At 63.5% G+C, this 26499-nt stretch carries 20 protein-coding genes and 2 pseudogenes; 7 read left to right on the forward strand and 15 right to left on the reverse strand.

The features are described from left to right. The 15 genes and pseudogenes from METH_RS22285 to tssA form a co-directional block, all read right to left on the reverse strand. A complete protein-coding gene (locus tag METH_RS22285) occupies positions 1-609 on the reverse strand; it encodes a DUF6931 family protein (protein WP_044008888.1) in 609 nt (202 codons plus the stop codon). A gap of 9 nt (positions 610-618) precedes the next feature. Further along, positions 619-2730 (reverse strand): type VI secretion system Vgr family protein, encoded by a 2112-nt coding sequence (locus METH_RS22290; RefSeq protein WP_024092580.1) that lies wholly within the window; start codon positions 2728-2730, stop codon positions 619-621. A gap of 64 nt (positions 2731-2794) precedes the next feature. Next, entirely contained in the window at positions 2795-6907 is a 4113-nt protein-coding gene (locus METH_RS25310) for a type VI secretion system contractile sheath domain-containing protein (RefSeq protein WP_342667109.1), read from the reverse strand. Positions 6908-7246: 339 nt separating this feature from the next. Next, positions 7247-7759: pseudogene (gene tssB, locus METH_RS25095) on the reverse strand (type VI secretion system contractile sheath small subunit); the annotation flags it as partial. After that, positions 7752-8606 (reverse strand): ion transporter, encoded by an 855-nt coding sequence (locus METH_RS22305; protein WP_024092582.1) that lies wholly within the window; start codon positions 8604-8606, stop codon positions 7752-7754. The pseudogene tssB (METH_RS25095) and the gene METH_RS22305, both read right to left, overlap by 8 nt. A 69-nt stretch (positions 8607-8675) precedes the next feature. Continuing rightward, positions 8676-9923, reverse strand: a complete 1248-nt coding sequence (locus tag METH_RS22310; protein ID WP_024092583.1) for a hypothetical protein — start codon at positions 9921-9923, stop codon at positions 8676-8678. Between the two features lie 35 nt (positions 9924-9958). Then, complete coding sequence (gene tssH / locus METH_RS22315; protein ID WP_024092584.1) at positions 9959-12682, reverse strand: type VI secretion system ATPase TssH; 2724 nt, start codon at positions 12680-12682, stop codon at positions 9959-9961. 1 nt (position 12683) lies between these two features. Then, a complete protein-coding gene (gene tssG, locus METH_RS22320) occupies positions 12684-13739 on the reverse strand; it encodes a type VI secretion system baseplate subunit TssG (RefSeq protein WP_024092585.1) in 1056 nt (351 codons plus the stop codon). After that, complete coding sequence (gene tssF / locus METH_RS22325; RefSeq protein WP_024092586.1) at positions 13703-15580, reverse strand: type VI secretion system baseplate subunit TssF; 1878 nt, start codon at positions 15578-15580, stop codon at positions 13703-13705. Before tssF ends, tssG begins: the two co-directional genes overlap by 37 nt. Before the next feature lies 1 nt (position 15581). Next, positions 15582-16079 carry a type VI secretion system baseplate subunit TssE gene (gene tssE / locus METH_RS22330; RefSeq protein WP_024092587.1) on the reverse strand — a complete coding sequence of 166 codons (498 nt, stop codon included), beginning with the start codon at positions 16077-16079 and terminating at the stop codon, positions 15582-15584. Further along, complete coding sequence (locus tag METH_RS22335; RefSeq protein ID WP_024092588.1) at positions 16072-16875, reverse strand: type VI secretion system accessory protein TagJ; 804 nt, start codon at positions 16873-16875, stop codon at positions 16072-16074. Before METH_RS22335 ends, tssE begins: the two co-directional genes overlap by 8 nt. A 91-nt stretch (positions 16876-16966) precedes the next feature. Continuing rightward, the gene (locus METH_RS22340; RefSeq protein ID WP_044008849.1) at positions 16967-17467 is read right to left on the reverse strand and encodes an Hcp family type VI secretion system effector; all 501 of its coding nucleotides are present in this window, start codon (positions 17465-17467) and stop codon (positions 16967-16969) included. 67 nt (positions 17468-17534) lie between these two features. Beyond that, on the reverse strand, positions 17535-19031 hold the full coding sequence (gene tssC, locus METH_RS22345; protein WP_024092590.1) for a type VI secretion system contractile sheath large subunit: 1497 nt from the start codon (positions 19029-19031) through the stop codon (positions 17535-17537). Positions 19032-19046: 15 nt separating this feature from the next. Continuing rightward, positions 19047-19562 carry a type VI secretion system contractile sheath small subunit gene (tssB, locus tag METH_RS22350; protein ID WP_024092591.1) on the reverse strand — a complete coding sequence of 172 codons (516 nt, stop codon included), beginning with the start codon at positions 19560-19562 and terminating at the stop codon, positions 19047-19049. Positions 19563-19640: 78 nt separating this feature from the next. Beyond that, positions 19641-20711 carry a type VI secretion system protein TssA gene (gene tssA / locus METH_RS22355; RefSeq protein ID WP_024092592.1) on the reverse strand — a complete coding sequence of 357 codons (1071 nt, stop codon included), beginning with the start codon at positions 20709-20711 and terminating at the stop codon, positions 19641-19643. Between the two features lie 186 nt (positions 20712-20897). Here tssA and METH_RS22360 point away from each other — a divergent pair, with 186 nt between their 5' ends. The 7 genes and pseudogenes from METH_RS22360 to METH_RS22390 all read left to right on the forward strand — a co-directional run. Continuing rightward, entirely contained in the window at positions 20898-21743 is an 846-nt protein-coding gene (locus METH_RS22360; RefSeq protein WP_024092593.1) for a hypothetical protein, read from the forward strand. A gap of 64 nt (positions 21744-21807) precedes the next feature. Continuing rightward, positions 21808-22227 (forward strand): hypothetical protein, encoded by a 420-nt coding sequence (locus METH_RS22365; RefSeq protein WP_024092594.1) that lies wholly within the window; start codon positions 21808-21810, stop codon positions 22225-22227. Between the two features lie 3 nt (positions 22228-22230). Next, positions 22231-22848 carry a MotA/TolQ/ExbB proton channel family protein gene (locus METH_RS22370; protein WP_024092595.1) on the forward strand — a complete coding sequence of 206 codons (618 nt, stop codon included), beginning with the start codon at positions 22231-22233 and terminating at the stop codon, positions 22846-22848. Positions 22849-22864: 16 nt separating this feature from the next. After that, positions 22865-23275 carry an ExbD/TolR family protein gene (locus tag METH_RS22375; protein WP_024092596.1) on the forward strand — a complete coding sequence of 137 codons (411 nt, stop codon included), beginning with the start codon at positions 22865-22867 and terminating at the stop codon, positions 23273-23275. Beyond that, on the forward strand, positions 23272-23679 hold the full coding sequence (locus tag METH_RS22380) for an ExbD/TolR family protein (protein ID WP_024092597.1): 408 nt from the start codon (positions 23272-23274) through the stop codon (positions 23677-23679). Before METH_RS22375 ends, METH_RS22380 begins: the two co-directional genes overlap by 4 nt. Then, on the forward strand, positions 23676-25229 hold the full coding sequence (locus METH_RS22890) for a DUF4384 domain-containing protein (RefSeq protein ID WP_024092598.1): 1554 nt from the start codon (positions 23676-23678) through the stop codon (positions 25227-25229). Before METH_RS22380 ends, METH_RS22890 begins: the two co-directional genes overlap by 4 nt. Positions 25230-25310: 81 nt before the next feature. Then, positions 25311-26054, forward strand: a pseudogene (locus tag METH_RS22390) (IS91 family transposase); the annotation flags it as partial. Positions 26055-26499 lie beyond the last annotated feature (445 nt).

Here is a 26499-nt window from a genome sequence, read left to right on the forward strand (position 1 = left end):
TCAGCTATGCGTTGCCGCTTCCGGCACCTGAACCACCTGTCCCTTGCCGCCACGCGCAATATCCAGCGCCCGCTCTATCAGAACGCCGCCGTGTTCTTCAAACTTATCAGACAATTGACCCAAGGCCACCATATTCATGGCAAAGGCCGCCGCCTCGGAGGCGCCGGCCGGGGCCGGATATTGATTCAATTCTCCCGGTCCCAGCGTTCCGGCCGCATAAAGCACGGCCAGCGCGCAGTTCACCGTGTCATCATCCACATAGGCATGATCCAGGGTGATGCGCGCCTTGTCGCGGTTTTCCTCCGATGGCTCAAACACCCAGGCCTCCGACGCCGTCAGCGAGGCCGGATCCTGGTCCGAGCGCGGCCCGATGTAGTCGCGCGCCGCCAGGCAGGCCCACCACACCCGCTCCCGCGGGGGCAGCAGCACCGCCAGAAGCCGCAGCAAATCGACCAGCGCGCCCTTGCGGTCCAACTCCTCCAGCACCACGCCCGCCTGCGCCGTAGGCGGCGCCTCCAGCGGAGTTTTCAGGATGACATTTGCCCGCGACAACAGCTTTGCCACCGGGTCAGCGGGCATTTTCACCAGCTTTTCAAATCTTGCCGACATCTGCACCACCTAGTTGATCATCGTGAGGCCGCCCTTCAGGGTCAGCATGGCCTCGCCTTTCACGGTGGTCATCGGCGCCTTGGCCTCAACCATACCAGAGCCTTCGATCTTGATCATCGGGCCAGAGATGGTGACGCCGGAGTTGTCGATCTTGATCGAGGAAGGCCCCACCGTCATCTTGATCTCCTGGCCCGCGGTCATCGCGATCTTGCCCGTTGTCACGTCCACGGTCAGATTGCCCAGCGACACAGTCTCCGTGTGGTTGCCCTGGGCAATGGTTTCGGTCAGATTGCCGGTGTCCACGTCCAGGGTCATGTTGCCGGTCTGGATATTCTCAGACTTGTCGCCGGTTTCCACCACCTCGGTCCGGTCGCCCTCATGCACGGTTTCCGTCATGTGCTGCTGAACCGTGAACACATAGCTCTTTTCATCGGCCCCGGTCACTTCCGGGTCGGGCGCATCCATGCCCACCGTCACCGTCGAGCGGTCCTTGACCAGCATCTGATGATCTTTCTCGGCCTGAACCCGCATCAGTTCGCTGTCCTTCTTGTCATCGAACATCAACTCGTTATAGCCGCCGCCGCCCTTGGAGGAGTTGGTCTTGATCCCCAGCTGGGTCTGATCGTCGGGATAGGTATAGGGCGGCATGGTTTCCGCATTGTAAAGCATGCCGGTGCAGATCGGCCGGTCCGGATTGCCGTCCTCGAACTGGATCACAACCTCCTGCCCCATGCGCGGGATCGCCACCATGCCCCAGTTCTTGCCGGACCAGGGGGTCACCACCCGCACAAAACACGACGAGGTTTCATTGTCCTTGCCTTCGCGGTCCCAATGAAACTGGATCTTGATGCGCCCGTGCTCGTCGGTCCAGATCTCCTCGCCGCTCTGGCCGACTACTGTCGCGGTCTGCAGCCCCGGCACTTCCGGCCAGGGGGTCACCAGCGGCGCCCGGAACTGATCGGATTTCAGGATCGCGCTGAAGGTCGAGGCATAGACGTCATGCTCCATCTCCTCGGGCACATCCATATTCTTCGGTTTCAGATCGCGGCGCATGGACCCCCTGGTCGCAACCTTTTCCGTCTTCTGGCTTTCCCGTTCCCCGTAATCCCAAGCCACCTTGATATGGTGCTCAGTCTCAATGACCAGGTATTCCTTGTTGTTCTCCTTCACCGGGTGCTTTTCCATAGTGAAAGTGCTGCCGGTGCCCAGCGTCGCCACGCTCGACGCGCCGCGCCAGCGGATGTGCCTGACCGCCTCCGCTTCCATCCGCACCCGCGACCGCTTGTCCCCCAATGGCGTCTTGGACGGATAACGGCCCTGGTAGTCGTAAACTTCATAGTTCTTGTAGGAGTGGTTCCCCTTGGCAATCGCGGTGGCCGCCGTCAAATCCGCCGAGGGCGTCTCAAAGTTGAAATCATTCAGCGTGACCTTGCCGCGGGTGAGGATTTCCTCCTTGGCCCATTCCGAGATATGCTCCTCGCGGCGGCGGTCGCTGTCGTCGCGGGCATGGAATTCAATGGCCGCGCCGCCCTTGATGGGAGAATGCCCGCTGACCCCATCGCACAGCACCAGCTTCTCCCGCGCAGTATCGCCGGCCGGGCTGTCGAAGTAGAAGTAAATCCCCTCTTCCTCCATCAGCCGGCACAGAAAGGCATAATCGCTCTCCCGGTACTGCAGGCAATATTCGCGCGCTTCGTAGGAATCGCTCAGCTTGTCGGTGAAATCGCTGAAGCCGTGCTCGCTGAACAGCTGCTTGATAATATCGACAGAGGTCTTTTCCTGAAAGACCCGCAGATCGCTGGTCCGCGTCAGCAGCCAGAACCAGGGGCGCACCTCCGCCACATACATCTCATACCCGTTGCGGAAGCCCAGATACTCGACTGATACGCACAGCCCGTTGAACTGATGCTCGGTCTGCTGGCGCATCACATGCACATTCATCTGCTTGCCGACCAGATCCTGCAGCTTGGGCTGGCTCTTGGTCGCGGCAAATTCGATCGTGGTCTCGGTCAGCTTGCTCAGCCCCTCGCGCACAATCGCACGGCTCATCTGCAGCCCGTCGGTGGAATATGTCCCCGACATCCAGGCGAGGTCGTTTTCATGGCCCTTACTTACAACCATGGGTCCTCCTTTCCGCGACGGGAACCGGGCCGGAAATCGCCGGCAGTGTTCTCAAACATTCGCATCATAAATCATCCAAAAGTGCGGCGAGGTCTGCATCCATTTCCCCGTCGTCGTCATCGTCATCGCCGTCGTCTCCGAACGACGCCAACAGATCGTCCAGATCCCCGAGACCATCGTCATCCCCGCCGCCGTCTCCAAGATCAAGATCATCAAGGCCGGGAACATCCTCATCATCTCCGCCCAGATCCAAATCGAGATCCAGGTCATCGCTGTCCTCAGTATCGCCCGCAGGAGCTGCCGGTTCCGGCATCCCCCGCGGATCAGGCGGCGAGGGCTCGGGCGCCGGCAAGCCGGTCCAGGGCCCCAGAATCTCGCTGCCCTTCAGCGAATTGAAGGAGGTCAGCCGCACCTCGTCCCGCCCCTTGACCGCGCTCACCGCCATGAATCCGCGTTCTTGCGCCAGCGCAATCTTATCCAGGTCAATATTGCGCTCGGTGCAGGGCAGCGCCACCTGATCGCCGAACTTGTCGTTCACATAATGATAGGGCATCTCCCCCAAAGTCATGATTTTACCCAGCTGCAGAGACGGCCCGTTCTCACGGAACGACCGCCCCAGCAGGATTGCCACCAGCACCACCGGATTGGCCCAAAGCATGCCCTTCAGACCTTCTGTTTCGGTAAACTCCTCAAAATCAAACTCATAACAGGGTTCGGTCTTCTCACCATAGGGGCGCCGCAGCAGGAACCGCGGACTGACCAGCCCCAGATGCCCGGCCTCCGCCATGCCCTGCAGCGTATCCCAGGCGTCCGCTACCAGCTTGGGCCGCTCCGCCTTCGGCGTCTTCAGGAACTCCGGCGAAATCGCGGCAAAAAACGGCGCATCCACATGCGCCGCCACCCGCGCAATACGGCCCAGCAGCTCCGCATGCGGCGGCGTCTCTTCAAACTGATACATGCCGATCAGCGCCGAATAACCGCCGCGCCCGGTCTCCTCGTCCAGCGGCTCGCCGGTCAAAAGCCGCACAAACCCGGTTTTCGACAGGTCTTCTTCCGCCGCCAGATCCGCCGCCAATTCCTCGGCCGAGATGTCATACAGCATCACATCCAGCGTATCGTCGTCCTCGATCGAGCGCGCCATCAGGTCAAGCGAGCGCCACTGCGCCTCCACCGACTGGAATTCAGGATGGTGCAGCACCAGCCGCATGGCATCCGACAGCGCTTCATCCACCGCCTTTTGCATGGCCGCCGCATCCGGGTCCGGCAGCGCCCGGATATGCGGGCCGACAACCCGCGCCAGCAACTCCTCCACCGGCGTGGCCGGGCGCGGGGTGATGCCAGTTGCCCCGATCAGCTGCTGAAAGGCGCTCAGCCGCCTGTCGGCCGGCACTGAATTGCCCGCCGAGGTCCGCTTCGGCGCCCGCGCCCTGGTGCCGTATTTCTCAGCCCAGGCCTTCAGCGTGGTTGCCGCGTGATCCGCGGTCGCGCCGCTTTGCAGCTGTTTGCGCAGCCCCACCAGCTCGGAAAACAGCTCAACGTTTTCATACAGTTCATCCGGGTGCAGCCCGTCCAGATCCTCCAGCTTCACCGCAATCCCGGCACCCTCCTTGCCGATCGGCAGCACCAGCTTGGTCGCAAAGCTCTCGATCACATCCTCGACCGTGTCAGGATCCAGCAGGATCGCCTTGCGCGCCGCCAGACCATCGCCGGTCTCCAGCTGGCCCCTGGCCGCCCGGCCTGAGAAATCACCCAGAACCGCCAGCCGGAAGCGCCTGCGCTCCAACTTCTGCGCGTCAGGCCGGTCCGCGCTCAGGGTGCCATAAGCGAATTCAGGATCATCCGGCACGTCAACCGCCGCAGCCTCTGCCGCGGGGTCATCCCCCCCGGCGTCCAGATCATCCAAAAGCGCGCCCAGATCTTCGCCGCCCGCGTCCCCTGCATCCTCGTCATCACCGCCAAGATCCCCCAGCAGATCATCAAGATCCATATCCCCGTCATCGCCCATCAGGCTGTCCAGGTCGGACTCCGCATCCCCTAGACCGCCAAGCAGCGCATCCAGGTCATCCTCGGCACTGCCGTCATCTTCCGCCTCCTCCGCCGAAGCCTCCTCGCCGAGACCTGCCAGCAGACCGTCCAGATCGCCCTCCTCTTCCTCAGTCCCAAGATCACCCAGAAGCTCATCAAGGCTGGCACCCTCCGCCGCCTCTGCGCCGTCCGCATCAAGACTGCCCAGCAGCGCATCCAGATCATCTTCGCCTGCCGCGTCATCCTCGGCGGCGGTTTCATCGTCCAAACTGCCCAGCAGATCATCCAGGCTGCTGTCGTCTTCATCTCCAGCGGCGGTATCTTCCGGCTCGTCCAGACTGCCCAGCAAGCTGTCCAAATCATCGCCGCCATCCGCGTCCCCGCCATCAACAAGCGCATTCAGTTCGGAACTGTCCTCATCTGCGGGATCTGAAATGTCCAAACCGCCCAGCAGTTCATCCAGGCTGCTGCCATCCTCCGCTGAATCCACGGACGGCTCTTCCTCCAGTTCACTCAAAAGCACATCGGGATTTTCCGCGGATACAGACTCATCCTCGTCAGTCAGGTCTCCCAGAAGCCTGTCCAGAGTATCATCTCCGGCCGGCGCCTCCGCATCCTCTCCACCCGCCGGCAATGCCTCCGGATCCAGGCCCGCGCTGTCAGCCCCGCCAGCGTCTTCGTCTTCGGCCAGGCCCGCCAGTATGTCATCCGGGACGTCCTCCGCCGCGTCCTCGCCCGGCGCATCGCCGCCAAGACCCGCAAGCAAATCATCCAGACCGCTATCCCCGGCCTCATCTTCAGCAGGGGTCTCAAGCGTGTCCAGTGCAGCGCTCAGATCGCCGTCCCCGGCATCGTCCTCCGGTTCATCCAGCCCGCCAAGGATGCCGTCCAGGCCATCCTCCTCCACTGGCGCGTCCTCCGGAAGATCCTCCGCCAGCCCGGCCAGCACATCTGCCGCGCTGTCCCCGCCGTCTGTTTCCTCGGGCGTTTCAAGGCTGTCCAGCACCGCGCCCGGATCTTCATCCGTGTCTTCGTCCTGTTCCAGACCGCCCTCCAGCAAGCCTTCGAGAATATCACCGGCCTCGTCTCCCGCCGTTTCTTCAGTCTCAGCCGGGGCCAGGCTGTCCAGTGCATCCTCTGCCGCGCTGCCGCTGTCTTCCTCCGCGTCAGCATCGTCCAGCAGGCCGTCCAGAACGTCGTCCAGGCTGTCTTCCTCAACATCGTCTTCGACGGCTGTTTCAGCCAGGCTGTCCAGCACCGCAGCGGCTTCGCCGCCGTCATCCTCTGCCTCCGGCGCAACATCTGAAAGTTCACTCAGAACGCCGGCAACATCTTCGGTCCCGTCCTCGGCGATCTCCACCGAGGCCAGGCTGTCCAGAGCGGCCCCCGCCGTGTCATCGCCGCCGCCGTCCACTTCGACCGCGGCCAGGTCATCCAGAACCGATGCAGTCTCATCAGCAGCATCCGCGTCCGGGGCATCTGCCGCCGCCAAGCTCTCCAAGGCGGCACCCGCGGTATCGTCTTCCGTCTCATCCTCCGGCGCCCGCTCTGCCAGCCCGTCCAGGATGCCGGAGTGGTCCTCCGCGGGCTGCTCTGCAGTTTCAACCGCCGCCAGGCCTTCCAGCGCATCCTCCGCCGCCGTGTCTGCCTGCTCCGGCACATCAATGTCCGCGAGCGCGCCCAGAACACCGGAATGATCATCCAGTTCAGCTTCCGCCACTTCCACGGCTGCAAGACTTTCCAGAGCAGCCCCTGACGCATCCTCCGCGCCAGCGTCCGCGGGTTCCTGCGCCGCCAGCCCGGCCAGCACATCGCCGGAGGTATCGGCGTCCTCCGCTTCAGGCAGCTCCGCCTGCGCCAGCCCCTCCAGAACTGTGTCCGCCCCGTGCTCCTCTTCCGGGTCCAGCGGTTCTGCCGCGGCGAGCGACGCCAGCGCCTCACCGGCATCATCCCCTTGGTCTTCCTCAGCCGGCTCCGCAGCGCTCAAGCCTGCCAAAACCTCTGCCGATGCGTCCTCATTGTCCTCCTCAGCCGGCGCCGCCGCCCGCAGGCCGTCCAGCACATTTCCGGAAGCATCCTCGGCTGCCGACTCCGGCACAGCGGCCTGCGCCAGCCCCTCCAGAACAGATGCGGCGCCGTCCTCTTCTGTCATTTCCGGCACGCCGGTCGCAGCCAGAGCCGCCAAGGCATCCGCCGCGATGTCCTGCGGTTCGGGGTTTGCCGGTGCGGCGGTGCTCAGACCGGCCAGCACGTCAGCGGACGTATCTTCGGGGGCTGCATCCCCGGGGGGCGCCCCCCGCAGGCCTTCCAGAACCCCCGCCGAGGCATCCTCGGCCGCCTGATCTTCTGGCGCCGCGTCGCGCAGCGCGTCCAGAACCCCGCCGGATTCATCCGCGGGCGCAGCAGCCTCCGGTGCCGCAGCCGCAAGTCCGGCCAGTACATCATCGCTGCTGTCGGCCTCTTCCCCGGGCAACTCCAGGCTGCGAAGGCTTTCCAAGGCTGCCGCGCTGCCGGAGTCCCCCGGCGGCGCCGAGACCGCCGCCAGCAGCGACGGATCGTTCAGGATCGTCTCGATCAGCGTTTCGGCGCCGGTCTTGCCGTCCATATAGGCCATCAGGTTCTGCAACTGGGTGCGCGCCTCCAGCAGCGGACGCAGCGCGTCCACCTTGGCAGCAATGGCCCCCGGCGAAAAATCCGCCAGGCTTTTGAACGTCAGATCGACCGCCAGATTGCCCTCGCCGGTCAGCGTGTTGGGAACCGTGAACGCAGCGCGCGGCGCCATCGACTTCATCCGCTCGTCAAAATTGTCGACGTCGATTTCCAGAAACTTGCGGTCGGCAACCGCGGGCTGCTCGACCGTGGATTTGCCTGCCAGGTCGCTCAGCACGCCCATCACAAAGGGCAGCTGCACCTTCTTTTCGGCGCCATACAGCTCCACGTCATATTCGATCTGAACGCGCGGCGCCCGGTTGCGGGCAATGAACTTCTGCGAGCTGTCAGCCATTGCCCCCTCCTTTCAGCTGCGCAATCTCTGACCTCAGCGCCTTGATCTCCTCATGCAGCTCCATCACATGCGCATCCACAACGTCGGTCTCCGATTTCACCAGGTCGCGCAGTTTTTCAAATTCGGCCTCCGCTTCCGCTTCCACCGCTGACTGCATTGTGTTCACCAGCAGGCCGATGAACAGGTTCAGCACCGAAAACGCGGTGATCACGATGAAAGGCACAAAAAACGCCCAGGCATAGGGGAACACATTCATGACCGGGCGCACGATCCCCATCGACCAGCTTTCCAGCGTCATGATCTGGAACAGCGAATACAGCGACCGCCCAAGGGTGCCGAACCAGATATCAAAGGCATCGCCGTACATCAGCGTTGCCATCACCCCGAACACATAGAACACGATCGAGATCATCACGATCACAGCGCCCATTCCAGGCAAGGCATCCAGCAGCGCCTGCACCACCGCCCGCATCTGCGGCACCACGGACAACAGCCGCAAGGCGCGCACCACACGCAGGCCGCGCAGGGCAGACAGCCCCTGGCTGTCCGGCAGCAGGCCGACCGAAACCACCAGAAGATCAAAGATATTCCAGGCCGAAGTGAAAAAGCGCAGGCCATAGGCAAAAAGCTTCAGCGCCAGCTCCGCCACAAAGATGCCCAGCACCACCCGGTCTATCACATTCAGCAGACCGCCCGCATGGGCATTGACAGTATCAGAGGTGCCCAGCCCCAGGGTGATCGCGTTGAAAATGATCACCCCCAGAATGGAGTTGGTCACCCAATCGCGCTCAACAAATTCCCGGGCCCTGTCCCGTAGCGTCCCTTCGGTTTGCGCACTGCTGTCCACTGCGATTCTCCACCCGGTCGTTTGGTTCTGGCCGGGCACCCTCAGCGCCCGGCGGTCTTTCATCATTCGTCAGGCCGCGTCGAACACGGTCCCGTCCAGCGCTTTGCTGGTGATCTTGTCGTAGGCATAGCCGCCAACCGCGCCGCCCACGCCCAAAGCCAGATCCTTGGCGCCGGTGGCGATCGAATTGCCATCAATCGGAGACAGTGCCAGGGCTGCGAACTTCAGCCCCTCGCGGAACACCTTCAGCGCTTTGGGGTCCTTGATCGTCAGCGCCTTCACCCGTTTCATCAGGTCCTTGATGTTGCTGGCCCAGCCGCGCGCTTCAGCATACATCGCCTGGATCTTTTCGATGGCGTTCTGAACCCGGGCATAGTTTTCCGCCAGGGCCGTATCCAGCGCCTTGCTGATCATCACCAGCTGAGTCTTCTTGTCCTTGACGGGATGCTTCTTCAGCTTCTTGCCGACCTCGGTCAGAAACTCCTTCTTCAGCTTTTCCTGCTGTTTCAGGATCTTGTTCAGCGTCTTCGACAGATCGTGCATTTTGACGACCATCCGGGCGTATTTCGCCTTCAGCGTATCGGCAGCATCCTCCACCGTTTTCACCGACGGCTGCGAGATCCCGAGAAACTCCTGAAACACTGCCGCCGACACTTCATTCGCCGCATTCAGCGCCTTGTTCGAGGCCGCCTTTTCCACCACCGTCAGGTTCTTCACCAGGATGGTCTTGGACTGATCAATGCTGATCGCCAGCTTGCCGATGTCCTTGGCCAGCGACACCCCGGATTTGATCAGGCCGATGATGCCAAGCGCCGCCCCCGCGCCGCCGGAAAACGGCGAGGTCGCCATCGCCGCGATGCTCACTGCCAGCCCGGCCAGGGTTCCGGTGATGGACACGCCGATCTTGATCTTGAACTTGGACCATTCCTTTTTCTTCTTCTGCAGGCTGGTCCAGGCCTTCTGCGCCGCCAGTTCGGCGGCTTTTTCGGCCACCTTGACGTCAGTCTTGATGGCCTCATTCAGCCCTTTCAGCTGCTTTTCCATGTCCTTTTCCGTGGCGCCCTTGGCCACCATCTGAACAAACAGCTTGTCGAACACCTTGCACTTTTTCTCGATCGTGTCCTTGGTCTGCTCCAGCACCTCATTGGCACCGGCTTGGAATTCCTGCTGCAAAAGCGGGTCTTTCTCGACCCCCTTTTCCATCTTCTTGTCGAGCTCGACCACCACCTTGAACGACAGTTTCGGCGGTTCGACCATCTCCAGCCCGGATACTTTGATGTCCAGGTTCTTCAGGTCCATGACAACATGTTTAACCATGAGGCTTCCTTCCCGCTGTTTACCCTCAGGCGCGATCAATCAAACGCGTAAGTGAACTCCCCGCCGGTGACCCCGATGGCGACTTTCTGCACTTCCTTGCCCTCCATCAGGCGGCGCAGGAATTCGTTTGAGATATCCGGCAGCATGGTGTTGGTGACGATGGCGTCGATCATCCGGCCGCCGCTGTCCAGCTCCTGGCAGCGGTTGACGATTTCCTCGACCACGGCGTCCGAATACTCGAACGGCACCCCATGGGTTTCCTGCACCCGCTTCTGGATCCGGCCCAGCTGCAGCTTGGTGATCTCCCCGATCATCTCCGGGCTGAGCGGATAATAGGGGATCGCTACCAGACGCCCCAGCAGCGCCGGCGGGAACACTTTGACCAGCGGGTCGCGCAGCGCTTTCGCCATGCCTTCCGGCTCCGGCATCAGGTCCGGGTCGGAACACAGATCCATGATCGTCTCGGTGCCGACATTCGACGTCAGCAGGATCAGCGTGTTCTTAAAGTCGATGATGCGGCCCTCGCCGTCTTCCATCACCCCCTTGTCGAACACCTGGAAAAAGATCTCATGCACATCCGGATGCGCCTTCTCAACCTCATCCAGCAGCACCACCGAGTAGGGCTTGCGCCGCACTGCTTCTGTCAGCACCCCGCCCTCGCCATAACCGACATAGCCCGGAGGCGCGCCTTTCAGCGAGCTGACGGTATGGGCCTCCTGGTATTCCGACATGTTGATGGTGATGACGTTCTGCTCGCCGCCATACAGCACCTCGGCCAGCGCCAGCGCGGTCTCGGTCTTGCCCACGCCCGAGGTCCCGGCCAGCATGAACACCCCGATCGGCTTGTTCGGATTGTCCAGCCCGGCGCGGCTGGTCTGAATCCGCTTGGCGATCATCTTCATCGCGTGGTCCTGTCCGATCACCCGTTGCGCCAGGCGTTCCTCCAGATTCAGAATGGTCTCGATCTCATCCTTGACCATGCGGCCCACCGGAATGCCGGTCCAGTCGCCCACCACGCTCGCCACGGCCTGATGATCCACAATCGGCAGGATCAGCGCAGAGTCGCCCTGCAGCGCTTCCAGTTCGGCATTCTTGTCCTTCAGCTGCTGCATCAGCTCGGCGCGCTCATCCTCCGCAAGCGGGCTTCCGGCAGCGCCCTCCGCACCGTCATCCCCGGCATCCGGATCAGCGTCCACGGGCGCGGCTCCCTCCCGGAGCTTGGCGCGCAGGTCCAGAATGCCCTCGACAACCGCCTTTTCCTTGTCCCAGCGTTCGGTCAGCCCGGCCAGCCTTTCCTCTTCAACTGCTTTGGCGGCCTCCACCGCCTCGCGCCGGTCAGCAACCTCGTAACCCGCCGTTTCATCGCGGCCGATGATCTCCAGTTCGGTGGTCAGCGCCTCAATCCGGCGCTGGCTGTCATCCACTTCGGCCGGCACCGCGTGCTGGCTGACCGCCACGCGGGCACAGGCCGTATCCAGCAGGCTCACCGATTTGTCCGGCAGCTGCCGCGCCGGGATGTACCGGGCCGACAGGCTGACAGCAGCCTCGATCCCCTCGTCCAGCACCTGCACCCGGTGATGGCCTTCCAGCATCGAAGCGATGCCCCGCATCATCAAGATCGCCTTCGGAATGTCCGGCTCGTCGATTTTGACCACCTGAAAGCGCCGGGTCAGCGCCGGATCCTTCTCGATGTATTTCTTATACTCGGCCCAGGTGGTGGCGCCGATGGTGCGCAGCGTGCCGCGTGCCAGCGCCGGTTTCAGCAGATTGGCCGCATCGCCGGTGCCCGCCGCACCGCCGGCCCCGACCAGCGTGTGGGTCTCATCGACAAACATCACAATCGGCACCGGGCTGGCCTGCACCTCGTCAATCACCTGGCGCAGGCGGTTTTCAAATTCGCCCTTCATGCTGGCGCCTGCCTGCAGCAGGCCGACATCCAGCACCAGCAGCCGCACATCATGCAAGGCAGGCGGCACGTCGCCGCGCGCAATCCGCAGGGCAAAGCCCTCGACCACAGCGGTCTTGCCGACCCCTGCCTCGCCGGTCAGGATCGGGTTGTTCTGCCTGCGCCGCATCAGGATGTCGACGATCTGGCGGATTTCTTCGTCCCGCCCGACAATCGGATCAATCTCGCCGTTGCGCGCCTGTTCAGTCAAATCGGTGCAGAACTGCTCCAGCGCCTCGCCCTTGCCCATCGCGCCCGGCGCCATCGACCCCGAGGCCTCGCCCGGCTCGGCGCCGCCGCCGGTGACGTTGGAGCCATCCTGCGCGCCCAGCCGTTCCTCGGGCGAGCCATCGGTGGCATCATGGAAGTTGTCCGCCAGATCATCGGCGCCGACCTTCGCCAGCTCCGGCGACATGTTCGACAGGATGTTGCGCAGGGCCGGCGTCTTCAGCATCCCCAGCAGCAAATGGCCGCTGCGCACCTGACCCGCAGAATACAGCAAGGATCCCCAGACCCAGCCGCGTTCCATCGCATCCATCAGATGATCCGACAGGTCCGAGATCGTCGAGGCCCCGCGCGGCAGCATATCCAGGGCACGGGTGAGTTCGGTGGCAATCTTTCCGGCATCCAGATCATAATGCTGGATGATCCGGTGAATGTCGCTGTCCTGCTGCGCCAAAAGCTGGTGCAGCCAATGCACCAGTTCGACATAGGGGTTGCCCCGCATCTTGCAGAACACGGTTGCGCTCTCAACGGCCTGGTATCCCAGCTTGTTCAGCTTGCCAAACAGCGCCACGCGGCTGATCTCGGTCATCTTAAATCCCTCCCTCTACTCGCTCTTCAGCCCCGGCGCCAAATCCCGGGTACAGGTATAAATCATTCACGTCCGGCTGGTCCGCGTCGGGGTCCGGGCGCGACCGGATCCAGCTGGTATGGCCCAGCCGGGTGGTGCCGCCCAAGGATGCCCGCGGCACCTCGTCGCCGGCCAGGATCAGGTTCACATCCCAATCCAGAAAATCCCCGGCATAGGAGCGCACAATCGCCCGCAGCCGTTTCAAAGCCTCGCCGCCCGGCAAAAGCCGCTCATAATCTTCCAGTTTCAGCGGCCCGATGCGGATCCGGAACTTGGCCGAGCGGCTCCAGACCTTGTCGCCGATGCTGGTGGACTGGCCCAGCCCGCCATAGCCCAGTTGCCAGCGGTCGTCCGGCTCCAGCTCCAGCCAGCTGCCGACAAATTCCTGCAGATGCACCGGCACCTCGAAAAACGCCGACAGGATCGACACCAGCCCCTCGGCATTCTTGGCGCCCTTGGCCAGATGGCCGGCAAAATGCAGCTTGGCGAGATCGGGCATGTCGTCCCGGCCGGTGAACTTGAACCCGTTATAGCCGATCAGCGAGGACACTTTGCGCGCCATCGGATCATCGGCCCGGTCGAAACTGACCGCCGGAGACCCCTGCGTCCAGGCCCGGTACAGCAGACTCATCAGCCGGTGCGTCAGCATGTCGGCAAAGGCCACCATCGTCGGGTCGCGGTGGTTCCTTTTGCGGTCGCGGGCGTATTCGGTCAGATGCAGCGGCAGCGGCCCCTGCGGCCCGAACAGGCCGAAAAACCGGTTGGTCAGAACAGCAGGTTTGCCCCCCTCGGCCGGCTTGAATGCGGCAATGGTCGAGGGCGGGAACGCCAGTTCCGCCTCCTGCCCCAGGCGCAGCTTGTCCTCGCGCGGGCGGCGGCTTTCGCCAAGACGCGGGGCGTCATCGAAATGCGCTTCCAATACCCGCAGGGCCTGAAAAACATGGTGCTTTTCAGGCGCCATGGCCAACCGGCCATACAGGCTCAGATCGTCCGGCCGAGGCCCTTTTCCGGTCGCCATCTGGCAATTTCCCCGCGTTTTTCAGTCTTCAGGACTGTCTCCGTGAATGAGTTGATGCTGGCATAGCCGCGGAAGAACCGCTCCAGAACGGCCCCCAGCACATAGATGTTGCTGCCCTCGAAATAGCTTTCATCAAAGCCCAGGGTGATCTCCAGCCCGCGCACCGCGGTCGACAGGATCTCGTCGCTCATCCGCCGCACAATGGGCCGGGCGGCCACCGACAGGATCCCCTCCAGCTGCTTCTCCGTCACCCGGTCGCCCAGGGGCGCATAAAGCCCGACCAGCTCGCGCAGCGCCTCCGCCGACTGGCCCTTGCCGGTTTCGGCAATCGACACGTAGTTCAGGCTGAGGTGCGAAATCAGCCGCCAGGCGGTATCCCCCTGCGCCAGCGTCGGATGCGGGCGGGTTGGCGAGACCGGCAGCGTCACTTTGCGCACCGGGCCGCCTTCGGGCAGGTGGAACACATCGTCATTGCCGGTGGCCAGCAGCATCGGCAGGTCGCGGTTGGTGCACAGCGCGTTGACCGCCAGCTGCTCCAGCCCCGGGGAATAGGGAACCTGCGACCGGTCCACCAGCGTCAGATAGACTTCCGACCCCAGATAAGAGCTGCGCACCCCGCGCAGGCGCTCCTTTTCCGAGCGCTGCCGCATCCGCCGTTTGACGGTGTAATAAGCCGGGTGGCTTTCGCCCGCAGCGGTGAAATCACTGGCGGAATAAAACGGGCGGAAGATCACGTCGTCCTCCCCCTCGCCGCTGATCCCGACCACGCTGTTCAGCCCGTAGATCTCAAAATCCAGACCCGCGGTGCGGTTCGGGATCACATGGTGTTCGGTATCGATCGGCGCAATCCGCACCCGGTCGCAGCGCTTTTCAAACAGGTTCACGGCCGGCACCGTGTTCAGCTTGAACACATCCGGCACAATGATCGGGGCAATCTCCGGCATCCCCTCCCGCAGCAGGATATACAGATCAACCTCGTTGCCCGCGGATTTCTTCAGCCCCGCCTGCAGCCCCTGCAGTTCCACAAAACGGAACCGCTCCGGCATCGCAAAATATTCCTGCAGCAGCCTGTAGCCGTCATAGACCCGGCGCGGCAGCGGCAGCAGCGCCTCCTCCGGGCTGAAACCCTTTTGCACCACTTTGGCGCCGCGCAGCGGCAGCTGCCAATCCGCCCGCCGGTCGGTGGAGCGCGCGACGATCCCCTGCACCTGGGTGCACAGCAGCTCCAGCAATGGCCAGCTGTTGCCCGCCTCGCTGGTCAGATACAGGGACAGATCATCCATCCCCAGTTTGCTGATCGGATCGCCGTCAATCCGCTTGATCCGCAGCCGGATGCCCGCGCGGGCATCATATCCCGCAGCAACCCCCGCCGCGACCAGTTCGCCGCGGCCGTCGATATACTGTGCCTCGGTGATCTGGATCGGCCACATCGTCAGATCGGCAGAGGTGCGGAATTCGCACGGCGTCTGTTCGCCCTCGGTCAGCCGCGACCGCAGGGTCGAGCCCCGCTTCAGCACATAGCCGCTTTTGACCGCCGAATTCGCCACATCCGGCTCAAACGACGCAATCATCATCGACGGCGTCGGCGCCAGGTAATGCGGATAGATGATTTCCAGCAGGTTCGACGTGAAATTCGGATACTGCAGCTCCAGCTCCAGCTGGACGCGGGCAGTCAGAAAGGCGGCCCCCTCCAGCAGCCGTTCCACATAGGGGTCAAGAACCTCAACGCCTTCCATTCCCAGCCGCGCGGCGATCTTGGGATAGGCGGCAGCAAACTCGCCGCCCATGTCGCGCAGGTAGTTCAGTTCATTTTCGTAATGGGTCAGCAGCCGTGTATCCATCTTACATGGCCCTTTCCATTTCCACTTCGCCGGTGGTCAGATCGACCTTGCTGCGCAAATACAGCTCCAGCGGCATCGGCTGCGCCCACATATCGGCACGGATTTCCAGCCCCACGGTCATCTCGGTGGCATCAGTGCCATCCTGCAGCTGCACATCCACCGACCCTTCGATGATCCGCGGCTCGTAGGTGGCAATCGCCTGTTTGATCGACTGGCGGATCGCTTCGGCCTTTTCACTGGTCGAGGCTTCGCCCGCCACCTCGATCAGCCCGTAGTTCAGCACCGAAGCCGAGACCGACGGATATCTCCGCGCATCGAAATGGCTTTCCACATTCTGCGTGTTCAGCAGCCAGGACAGATCGCGCTGAATGATGTCCCGCAAGCGCGAAAGATCGATCACCCGGCTCTCGCGGGTTTCCTTCAGATCGCTAGGTGCATTGTCTGTCAGCCGGTCCAGCAGCGATGGCTGCAGGCGCTCGGCCAGTGTTTTGTCAGCCATTCTCTACGTCATGCCCATCCATCCGGAGTGTGCGCACATCCATGATGGCAATATCTTCATCGCCGATCGTCAGCAGCCGCTGGCCGAGGCCGGTATAGGTGTCCGCCCCGGCATCCTCCCACACGGTGGCGCGGGCCAGCATCGACAGCCCGTCGGCTTTTTCGCTGCCCGGATACCGCGTCGGGATCATCGCCGCCACCGAACCGCCGCCCGCCAGGGTCAGCGTGCCGGCCGTCCAGACCGCATCGCGCAAATCGCTCGGCTCCTCGGCCTCGAAAGAAACGATCTGCGCAAACGGCAGCCAGTAGTATTTGCCGTTCACCACCGTTTCCAGCACCGGACCCAGCCGCATATCGGCATCGGCGATCCAGTCGAATTTCTTGCCGTTGATCTCGCCGGGGCTGGCCGGGGCCGCATCAAACGCCTTCGCGCGCAGCTCGGCGGCTTCCTTGGGATTGCCCTGCGCCAGCAGTTTCTGCGCTTCAATCAGATGCGCCAGCCATTGCTCCGGCTCGCCCAGGATCAGCGGCGCCTTTTCACCGGCAAAAACCTTCTCGCGGTAAACTTCGCAGATGATCGCCTCGCGGTAGGCCTGCGCCATCACCGTGGCGCCTTCATCCAGACCCGCCGCCGCCTTCAGCTGGGCAATCGCCCGGTTCCAGTCGCCCAGCACACACAGCAGCTGAAACAGGAAAACCCGCAGCTTGGCATTGCTCGCATCACCCCGGATCTTTTGCTGCAGCGCCTCCAGCGCCGCCCTGGGATCACCAGCTTTCAAATGCTCTTCGGGTGTCATCGGGATCTACTCCGCAACTAGGGTGGATGCTGCAAATACGCCAGAAAAAACAGACCCCGGGCGCAAATACGCCCGGGGTCGGCCAATGGTTTTACTCGACCTTGCCGGTCTGAACGTTCCACTTGAAGGTGCCTTCCGTGGTCAGCTTACCGGTTTTCTGGTTGGTCGATTTGTATTCATGCTCGATCGACGCATAGGCCAGCGACCAGGTTTCTTCCGGGATGCCGTCCTCGCTTGCGGAGATCGAGTAGCTGTCGACAACCACGTCTTTCATCTTCCAGACCGAATAGACCAGCAGGCCTGCGCTGGCGCTGTCACCCGAACGGCACCAATGCATGATGATTTCCGGCCGCACCGTGCCATTGGCCACCGACAGCGCCAGGCCGTTCGATGCCTTGCCCATCTGCGAGGTCAGCTCAATCTTGCCGAAGTTGGAGTTTGCATGCATCCGCTGGGTCGAGCCCAGATCCGTCATTTCAACGGCACGCTCGACATTCCAGCTTGCGGACTGGATGACAATCCATTTCTTGTGCTGCTCCTCGGTGGCGTCACCCTCGACATCCGAAATTTGCACAAACATGTTAGCAGCCATTTTTCTATCCTTTCAATAACTAAGATCTCTACTGCACTATGATCGTTTGAGGCTGGGGAGTGGAAAATCAGCCTCCCTTTTCCGAGGGCAGTTTGGATACCAGCCGCAGCGAGACAGAAAGCCCCTCAAGCTGGTAATGCGGGCGCAGGAAGAATTTTGAGGTATAATACCCCGGGTTGCCCTCGACCTCTTCCACAACCACTTCGGCTGCGGCCAGAGGTTTGCGCGCCTTCTCGTTCTCCGAAGAGATATCCGCGTTGAAATCAACATAGTTGTTGATCCAGTCCTGCAGCCAGGACTCCATGTCCTGACGGCTTTTGAACGAGCCGACCTTATCCCGCACCATACACTTGAGATAGTGCGCGAACCGGCATGTGGCGAACAGATACGGCAGCCGCGCGCCCAGATTGGCGTTGGCGGTGGCGTCCGGATCGTCATATTCGGCCGGCTTGTGCAGCGATTGCGCCCCCATGAAGGTGGCCACATCGGTGTTCTTGCGGTGGATCAGCGGCATCATGCCGTTCTTCGCCAGTTCCGCCTCGCGCCGGTCGTCGATGGCAATCTCGGTCGGGCATTTCTGATCGACGCCGCCATCAGTGGTCGGGAAAGTATGCGAGGGCAGGTTCTCCAGCGTGCCGCCGCTTTCCACGCCGCGGATCCGCGAGCACCAGCCGTACATCTTGAACGAGCGGGTGATGTTCACCGCCATGCCATAGGCCGCGTTGACCCAGCCGTATTTCTCGCTAGTGGCGCCTGCGGTGTCTTCCTCGAAGGCAAACTCGTCCACCGGATCGGTCTTCGAGCCATAGGGCAGACGGCCCAGGAACCGCGGCATCGCCAGGCCGACGTATTTTGCATCCTCGCTGTCGCGCAAGGACCGCCAGGCGGCATATTCCGGGGTCTGGAAAATCTTGGTCAGGTCGCGCGGGTTCGACAGTTCCGCCCAGCTGTCCATCTGGAACAGGGTCGGTTTGGCGCCGGTGATCAGCGGCGCATGCGCGGCCGCGGCGATCTTGGACATTTCGCCCAGCAGTTCGATGTCCGGCGGCGAGTGGTCAAAATGGTAATCCGCCACCAGCGAGCCGTAGGGCTCGCCGCCCAGCTGGCTGAATTCCTCGGTGTAGATCTTCTTGAACAGCGGCGACTGGTCCCAGGCGGTGCCCTTGAATTTCTTCAGGGTCTTGGACATCTCCTTCTTGGTGATCGGCATCACCCGGATTTTCAGCTGCTCGTCGGTCTCGGTGTTGTTGACCAGATAATGCAGACCGCGCCAGGCGCTTTCCAGCTGCTGGAAATCCTCGTTGTGGAGGATCAAATTGACCTGCTCAGTCAGCTTCGCATCGATCGCCGACACAATGCTCTCGATCGAACGCAGCGCATCGTCGGACACCAGCGCGGTGTTTGCCAGCGCCTGCTCGGCCAGGGTTTTGACGGCGCTTTCAACCGCCGTCTTGGCCTGGTCCGACTTGGGGCGGAATTCCTTTTGCAGCAGGCTCGCGAATTCGGCCGAGCCAAAGGCGGTTTCACCGGCAGCGGCTTCCGCCTGGAGTTCTTCTTCAGCCATCTTCGTCCTCCCCTCTTATTCTTCGCTCTCGGCGTCGCCGCCGGGTTTCGGCTGCGCTGCCAAGGTCTTCAGCAGGCTCGGGTCCTGGATGATCTTCGAGATCAGATCCTCGGCGCCGGTCTTGCCATCCATATAGGTCATCAGATTTGACAGCTGGGTGCGCGCCTCCAGCAGTTCGCGCAGCGGCTCCACCTTGGCGGCAATTGCGGCAGGCTTGAAATCGTCCATGCTCTCAAAGGTGATATCGACCGCCAGATTGCCTTCGCCGGTCAGCGTGTTGGGCACGGTGAAGGCAGCGCGCGGCGCCATCGACTTCATCCGGTCATCGAAGTTGTCAACGTCGATTTCCAGGAACTTGCGGTCCGCAACCGCGGGCTGCTCCACTTCGGATTTGCCCACCAGGTCGCTCAGCACGCCCATCACAAACGGCAGCTGCACCTTCTTCTCGGCGCCGTACAGCTCCACGTCATATTCGATCTGGACCCTTGGTGCCCGGTTGCGGGCAATGAATTTCTGTGAACTTCCGGCCATCTAGGTCTCCTTACTCGTCTTGCTTTCACGGCGGCCGCGGCGCCGTGCAGCGCGGCCGGCCCCGTGTCAGTCGCCGTGTCAATCGTCGTCGTCTTCGATCCCGCCGATCAGGTGGACATTCTCCACCCCCTGCGGGGCCATGTCATTCATAATGGTGAGGAAGTCGGCCCCCACCAGTTTCTTCGCCCGCTCCAGCAGAATCGGCAGCGGGCTCGACGGCTCCCGCCGCCGGTAATAGGCAATGATACGGTCCAGCGCGTTGGACACATCCGCGGGCGAATTGATCACCCCCGGCGCTGCCGCCGCGGCAGTCCCGCCAGCAGCCGGAGCGGCCTCTCCGGCGCCGTCAGCCGCTGCATCCTCTGCAGCGCCGTCATCGCCGGCCTCTTCCTCAGCGCTCATGTTGCCGTAGGCGCGGATGCGCTTGGCGATCTGCTGCAGCAGCTTGATCAGCGCGCTCAGATCCGGGCCCTGCCCCGGTGTCTGCTCATCGAACACAGCCGAGATTGCCCGGACATTCTCTTCCGCCGACACGATTGCTGCAAGCCTTGCCGACACGATTTCTTCGTCGCTGTCCTGAAAAGCGGCGCCGATGGTGGCCGTGTCGGGAATATGCTCCATGCTTTCGGGGGCGGTCATCACCCCTTCGGCAATCTCGATGTCGCGCAGGCAGAAGCGGCCGAAGCCGCGGCTCTCGGCCAGCGGCGCCCGGCGCAGCGAGCGGTACAGCGGCGATGGCCCCGCCATCCCATCCGGCTGGCCGCACAGATCCTGCACCGCGTTGATCCGCATGGTCGGGTCGCCGTCGTCCTCATCCAGCTCCGGGTGGCAGCTCTCCCAGAAGTCCTCCAGGCAGCCGCGGATATAGGCCGTGACATCGGCAAAACCGGTCAGCCCTTCGGACTGCAGCAGCGCATCGCCCAGGAACACTGCGGCACGCAGATCATGGCTGCGCTCCAGCACCTCCAGGGCTTTCTTTTGAACTTCGCGGTAATCCGGATCCGTGGCTTCGATCTTTTCGTTGCCCACAACCGATTCTTCCCCCGGCTGGGCGGCCAGCTCCATCTCTGTGAAGGCCGGATCGTATTCAAGGTTCTCGCCGCTGGGCGCGTCATCCCCTTTGGATTGCAGTAATGCTGCCGGATCCATTGTCTCGCTTGCCCCCCCGCTTTTTTCCGGTTCTGCGGCTCTATTGACTTAACGTCAAGCTACCCCCACCCTTTTCGGGCCTGGTGGTTAAGGCTGCCCTAATCTCAAACTAAAACTTGACCCCAAGTGAGCCTTATCGGCATCCTAAAGTCAAATGTTTTCACAGCTTTTTGCGGCGGGCGAATAATGAGTATTGAGCGCATTTCCGGCAAGGAAGTCAAAGTGATGGTTCGCGAGGGCTGCAAGAAACGGATGAGTTTCGCCTTCTGTCTGGACCAGGCCAAAGACCCGCTGCTGATGATCCAGCCGGGCAAGAAACCGGAAACCCTGAAGACCCCGATGAAGAAGGAGGGCGGCGGCCCGCCGATGGCCTGGGGCACCTATGTGGTGCGCTCCGGCGAGATGGAAATGACCTGCGAAAGCGCGCCGCAGCGGATGGTCACCGAGCTGAAGACTTTCCTCCGGCGCAACAAGCCCCAGGTCAACGTGCTGTTCTATGACGACGGCGGCAACCTCCTGGACAGTCTCAAACCGGAAAAGGCTGAGGGCCAGGTGACCGAGGAAAACGCCGCCGACATCTCCGCCTCCGGCATCGACCCCCAGGCCATCGCGCCGCTCAAGCGCCGCCTGAAACGCATTCAGCCGCGCATCGGCCTTGCCCCCGGACCGCTGGAGCTGAAACTCAAGCGCGCGCTCGCCAAATCCGTCAGCCTGATCAACGACGGCCGCCTGCAGGAGGCCGAGACCATGGTCGTGGTGATCGAACGCGCTGTCGCCCGCATCGGCCAGGACCGCGAGGATGAGGCCAAATCGATGAAACGCGGCCAGCGCGAGATGGACCAGCGCAGCTTGGGCGCCCAGGTCAAACGCGCCCAGTCGTTGCAGGCCAATGTCGCCCGCGCCCCGGGCAAGGTCCGCGACCGTCTTGGCCGCGCCCTGCATGTGGCCGCCCGGCATCTGAAACGCCGTGATCTCGACTCGGCCCGCGACGCCATGGACAAGATCGAGAAGGCCCTGACCGCCCTGGTCTGACCCCGAAACAGCCCGGCCCGCAGCGGTTGCGGGCCGGGCATCCCACCGGAACCCGGAGACAGTGATGCCCCTGAAACGCCTGCTGACTGCCCTCACCCTGATCTGCCTGCCGCTCACCGCCGCGGCTGAGACCGGCCCGCTGCGGGTTGAGCTGAACAAGACCGAGGAGATCGAAGGCGGCGGCTGCCGCGCCTTCTTCCTGTTCCGCAACCAGACCGGCAAAAGCTTCGAGGGGTTTGAAATGTCGCTCGCCATCCTCGATGGCCAGGGGGTGATCGACCGGCTGCTGTCGATCGACGCCGCGCCCCTGCCCGTCCAGCGCACCACTCTGAAACTCTTTGAAATCCCCGAAATCAACTGCAGCAACATCTCGGAAATCCTGCTGCATGACATCACCTCCTGCCAGCCCCAGAATGAGGACCAGACCGACTGTTTCCCGATCTTGGAGCTTGGCTCCCGCGCTGCCGCGCCGCTGGTGAAATAAGCCATGAGCGGCACCTGGGAAATCTTCGGCACCGGCGGACCGGTGATTGCGCTGCTGGCGCTGATGTCGCTGCTGTCGCTGACGGTGATTGCGGTAAAGCTGATCCAGCTCTGGCCGGTCCGCTCCGGCCGGTCCGCGCGCGAACAGGCCCTTGCGCTCTGGAAAAGCGGCGACCGCAAGCAGGCGCAGGACAGTATCGCGGGTGGAAAATCCCCGGCCGACAGGGTGATGCGCTATGCCATGCAGGCCTTGCAGGAAGGTCTGCGCGGCCCGCTCTTGCAGGACGAGCTCACCCGCCGCGGCAATGAGGAAGTGAGCCGGATGAACGCCTTGATCCGCCTGCTGGAGCTGATCGCCATGGTCTCGCCTCTGCTCGGCCTGCTCGGCACTGTGCTCGGCATGATCCAATCCTTTCAAGAGCTTGAACTGGCGCAGGGCGCCGCCAATGCCTCGGTGCTTGCGGGCGGCATCTGGCAGGCGCTGCTGACCACGGCGGCGGGCCTGCTGGTTGCGATCCCCGCCGCCGTGGCCGCCGGGCTGTTCGCCGCCCGCATCGACGCCGCCGCCCAGGCCATCGAAAGCGCCGCCGGCCGCCTGCTGCTGATCGACGGGTCGCGCTAATACGGGAGGAGCTGCCATGAGGATCCACCGGCCCGCCCGCCCCCGTGCCCTGATTTCGCTGGTGCCGATGATCGATGTCATGCTGATCCTCCTGGTGTTCTTCATGGTGACCTCCACCTATCTGAACCTCGACATGATCCCGGCGGTGAAACCCTCCGCAGGCACGGCCGGCAGCCCCCGGACACCAGCAAAAACCCTGATGATCCGCCTCGGCGCCGATGGTGTGCCCGTCCTGCGCGGCACCGCGCTGACCGCAGATACCCTGCGCGCCGCCCTCGCCGCCGCGGTGGCCGATGCCCCCCTGACCCAGGTGGTGATCCTGCCCTCCGGCGCCGCCCGGACCCAGGCGCTGATCACCGTGATGGACGGCGCAGCACTTGCCGGGGTCACCCGCCTGCGCGTGCTGCGGCTGGAGGCGGCGCAATGAAACTCAACCGCCCCGCCCGCAGCCCCCATTCGGAAACCATCATCGCCCTGATCGACGTGGTGTTTTTCCTCCTGGTGTTCTTCATGCTGATCGGCCGGATGGACGCCACCGCGCCGTTCGATGTCCGCCCCGCCACCGCCGTCACCGGCCGCGACATGCCGGCGGGCGGCATCACCCTCGCCGTCTCCGCCGCCGGAGACCTTGCGCTCGACGGCGATGCCATCCCCCGCGGCGCCCTCTCCCCTGCCCTCTCGGCGCTTCTGGCAGACGACCCGGAGCTGCGCCTGCGCATCAATGCCCACCGCACGGCCGAGCTGCGCCGGGTGCTGCCGCTGGTGGCCCAGGCAGAAGCACTGGGGTTCAAGGATGTGGTGCTGGTGGTCACACCGGAAACCGAAGGATGATGCGCCCCCCGGCCATATGGGCGCTGGGGCTTGCGGGGTCCGCCCTGGTTCATGCCGCGGGCGCCGGCGCGCTGCTGATCTCGCTGGCGCCGGATCCGGTGCCGCAGCAGCCTGCCCCCGAAAGCAGCCTCAACCTCGAGGCCCACCGTATTCCCCGCTCCGAAGCCAGACCGCAGGCGGCTGAAAGCGAACAAGCCCCTGAAAGCGCGGCGCAAAGCCAGGGCCTTTCTGCAGGCGCCGTGCCCCAGTCTCGCGCCAGAGCCCAGGCCCCCGCGGCAGACCGTCTTGCCGCTGCCGCAGCCCCGGCGGCCAGCCTCACGGCCGCTGCCGCCCAAGCCGCCGCGGCGCTTCCGGCTCAAGTTTCTGAAAACAGGCTGGCCAGCGCTGAAGCTCCAGCCCCCCGCCTTTCTGCCGCCCGGCCCGACAGCCAGCAGGCCCAAGCTGCTGAACCTGCGCCGGAAAACACCCCTGAAGCAAAACCCGCGGCGCCGCCCGCGCAAGCCGCCGCCGCCGCCCCAATCCTGCTGGCCGCCGCACAGGACACCGCAGTTCCGCTGGCAACCGCACCGGCCTTGGTGGCGCCGGCCGCCACCGCGCACCCAACTCCGGCAGCGCTGCCGCAAACCGCGCCGGCCAGCCAGCCCAGCCCCGAGGCACAGCCCGAAACCGCCCCGCTGGCGGGCACAGAACCCCGCCCGCAGCACACCCCCGCCGCCACTCCCGATGCCCCCCGTATCAAGGCGGCGCTGGCGTTCCAGGGCGGGGCCGGCGACATTGACCCGACCTCCCTCGCGGCGTTTCAGGCGTTTGTGCAGCCCGGCGATGCCGTGGCCGAAAGCGGCCCGCTGCGCGATGGGGTTGCCGGCATCCTCGCCGCAGTGCCCTGCTCCCGCCTGCAGGTCGCCTTCGTGCCGGAAACCGCCACGCTGGAGGTCCGCGGCCACCTGCCCGAGGACGGGCTTCGCGCCCCCGTCCTGGCCGCACTTCAGGCCCGGATGGGCGCCGATATCATGGTCTCTGACCAGATGCGCCTGCTGCCCCGCCCGCAATGCGGCGCGCTGGCGGGGATTTCGGGCGTCGGCCTGCCGCAAAGCACCGACCAGATCACCAACCCGCTGCTGGTCGGCGCCGATGCCCATGCCCGGGTGCTCGACTATTCCGGCGGCGAGCGATTGTTTTTCGACCTCACCGCCCCCGATTACCCGGCCTATGTCTATGTGGATTACTTCGACGCCGGCGGCGCAGTGCTGCATCTGGCGCCGGACGCGCAGGCGCCGCTGGCAGAGACCGCCCCTGAAAGCGCCCTGCGTGTCGGTGCCAGAGAGGCCGGCGATCCCGGCCTGCAGATCACCGTCGGCCCGCCCTACGGCCAGGAAATCGCCGTCGCCTTTGCCGCCTCGCACCCGCTTTATGCGGATCCCCGTCCGCTCAGCGAACCCGCGGCCCCCTACCTTGAGTTCCTGCGCGCCCAAGTTGCACAGGCCCGCACCGAACACCTTGATTTCAAGGGCGAATGGGTCTATTTCCTGATCACCACCCATGCTCCGTGACCAACTGACTGAAAGCGCAGAACTCCCGCGCCCGCAGACCCGCGGCTGGCGCCGCCGTGCCTTGGCGGCCTTGGGCCGAGCGCTGCGCTGACCCACCATCCGCACGTGCATGCCATCGTGCCAGGTGGCGGGCTGTCCCAGGACGGCACCCGCTGGATCGGCTGCCGCCCAAGGTTCTTCCTATCCGTGAAGGTCCTGTCCCGGCTGTTCCGGCGCCTGTTCCTTGAAGGGCTGATCCGGTTGCACCGGACGAGCAAGCTGCGTTTCTTCGGAGCATTGGCGGGACTGACCGGCTCCGGCAGCTTGGCAGCCCATCCCGCGCCACTACGCAAGACCGATTGGGTTGCTTGCGCCAAGCCACCCTTCGGAGGGCCCGAAGCCGTGTTGGCCGGTCTCAGCCGCTATACCCGCCGCGTCGCGATCTCGAACCAGCGCTTGGTCAGCGCCAATGCCGGCACGGTGGCCTTCCGCTGCAAAGACTACCGCATCAGGCGCGGTGACCGATTGAAGATCATGCGCCTGCGCACGGACGAGTTCATCCGTCGCTTCCTGATCCATGTCCTGCCCTCCGGCTTCCACCGCATCCGCCACACCGGCTTCCTCGCCAACGGCATCCGCCGCGGCAGGATCAAGAAGATCAGGCATTTGCTCAACGCGGAGCCCGAACCCGGTCAGGCAACCGGTGAAGCGGCAAGCGAAGATCCCGACGGCCGGATCGTGTGCCGGCCTGGCCCCAAATGCGGCGGGGCGATGCGCATCGTTGAGGCATTCACCCGCGGCCAAACCCCGAAATCCCGCGCGCCGCCATTGGGGGAGGCCGCATGACACAGCGAAAATGCCCGGCCCGGCGATATGCAGACGCCGCACCGATCACTGCGCCCGGCCTCATGAAACAGGCACCAAAACAGGCACCAAAACAGGCTAATGGATGCGAAAAGACAAACCAACCGGCAACAACAGGCCGTGAAAACCGCCGCGCCTGCACTCGTCAAAGCGATCAGCCCCAGCGATCCGGCCAACGAAGGCTGAACTCGTAACGCACAACCCCCATAGCAACGAAAGCCGCCCGCGCTTTCCTCCTTGTCAGATTTATCGCCGCTGCAGCGCCAAAAATTCGGCGACGCGGCAGATCTCCCCGGTCCGGTCATTCACTCGTGCCAAATCAGGCTGATTCCGAACCGCACATTCGCTGGGGGCCGCTCCGACCATCGAGGAGCGGACAAAAAGGCCCTTGGTTTTTTGCTCAAACTGCAGCTTCGCCTGGCAAGAC

Origin of the sequence: Leisingera methylohalidivorans DSM 14336 (genome assembly GCF_000511355.1) — a bacterium.
GTDB lineage: Bacteria > Pseudomonadota > Alphaproteobacteria > Rhodobacterales > Rhodobacteraceae > Leisingera > Leisingera methylohalidivorans.

Excerpts from the sequence above, each read along its gene's own strand:
- tssG (WP_024092585.1), bottom strand. The coding sequence starts at position 13,739 with ATGGCGACCGGAAAAGGGCCTCGGCCGGACGATCTGAGCCTGTATGGC.
- METH_RS22370 (WP_024092595.1), top strand. The coding sequence starts at position 22,231 with ATGAGCGGCACCTGGGAAATCTTCGGCACCGGCGGACCGGTGATTGCG.
- METH_RS22335 (WP_024092588.1), bottom strand. The coding sequence starts at position 16,875 with ATGACACCCGAAGAGCATTTGAAAGCTGGTGATCCCAGGGCGGCGCTG.
- tssC (WP_024092590.1), bottom strand. The coding sequence starts at position 19,031 with ATGGCTGAAGAAGAACTCCAGGCGGAAGCCGCTGCCGGTGAAACCGCC.
- METH_RS22310 (WP_024092583.1), bottom strand. The coding sequence starts at position 9,923 with ATGGTTAAACATGTTGTCATGGACCTGAAGAACCTGGACATCAAAGTA.
- METH_RS22365 (WP_024092594.1), top strand. The coding sequence starts at position 21,808 with ATGCCCCTGAAACGCCTGCTGACTGCCCTCACCCTGATCTGCCTGCCG.
- METH_RS25310 (WP_342667109.1), bottom strand. The coding sequence starts at position 6,907 with ATGACAGAAGAGGACGGCGCCGCATCTGTTCTGGAGGGGCTGGCGCAG.
- tssF (WP_024092586.1), bottom strand. The coding sequence starts at position 15,580 with ATGGATACACGGCTGCTGACCCATTACGAAAATGAACTGAACTACCTG.
- METH_RS22375 (WP_024092596.1), top strand. The coding sequence starts at position 22,865 with ATGAGGATCCACCGGCCCGCCCGCCCCCGTGCCCTGATTTCGCTGGTG.
- METH_RS22890 (WP_024092598.1), top strand. The coding sequence starts at position 23,676 with ATGATGCGCCCCCCGGCCATATGGGCGCTGGGGCTTGCGGGGTCCGCC.
- tssB (WP_024092591.1), bottom strand. The coding sequence starts at position 19,562 with ATGGCCGGAAGTTCACAGAAATTCATTGCCCGCAACCGGGCACCAAGG.
- METH_RS22285 (WP_044008888.1), bottom strand. The coding sequence starts at position 609 with ATGTCGGCAAGATTTGAAAAGCTGGTGAAAATGCCCGCTGACCCGGTG.
- METH_RS22360 (WP_024092593.1), top strand. The coding sequence starts at position 20,898 with ATGAGTATTGAGCGCATTTCCGGCAAGGAAGTCAAAGTGATGGTTCGC.
- tssE (WP_024092587.1), bottom strand. The coding sequence starts at position 16,079 with ATGGCTGACAAAACACTGGCCGAGCGCCTGCAGCCATCGCTGCTGGAC.
- METH_RS22340 (WP_044008849.1), bottom strand. The coding sequence starts at position 17,467 with ATGGCTGCTAACATGTTTGTGCAAATTTCGGATGTCGAGGGTGACGCC.
- METH_RS22380 (WP_024092597.1), top strand. The coding sequence starts at position 23,272 with ATGAAACTCAACCGCCCCGCCCGCAGCCCCCATTCGGAAACCATCATC.
- tssH (WP_024092584.1), bottom strand. The coding sequence starts at position 12,682 with ATGACCGAGATCAGCCGCGTGGCGCTGTTTGGCAAGCTGAACAAGCTG.
- tssA (WP_024092592.1), bottom strand. The coding sequence starts at position 20,711 with ATGGATCCGGCAGCATTACTGCAATCCAAAGGGGATGACGCGCCCAGC.
- METH_RS22290 (WP_024092580.1), bottom strand. The coding sequence starts at position 2,730 with ATGGTTGTAAGTAAGGGCCATGAAAACGACCTCGCCTGGATGTCGGGG.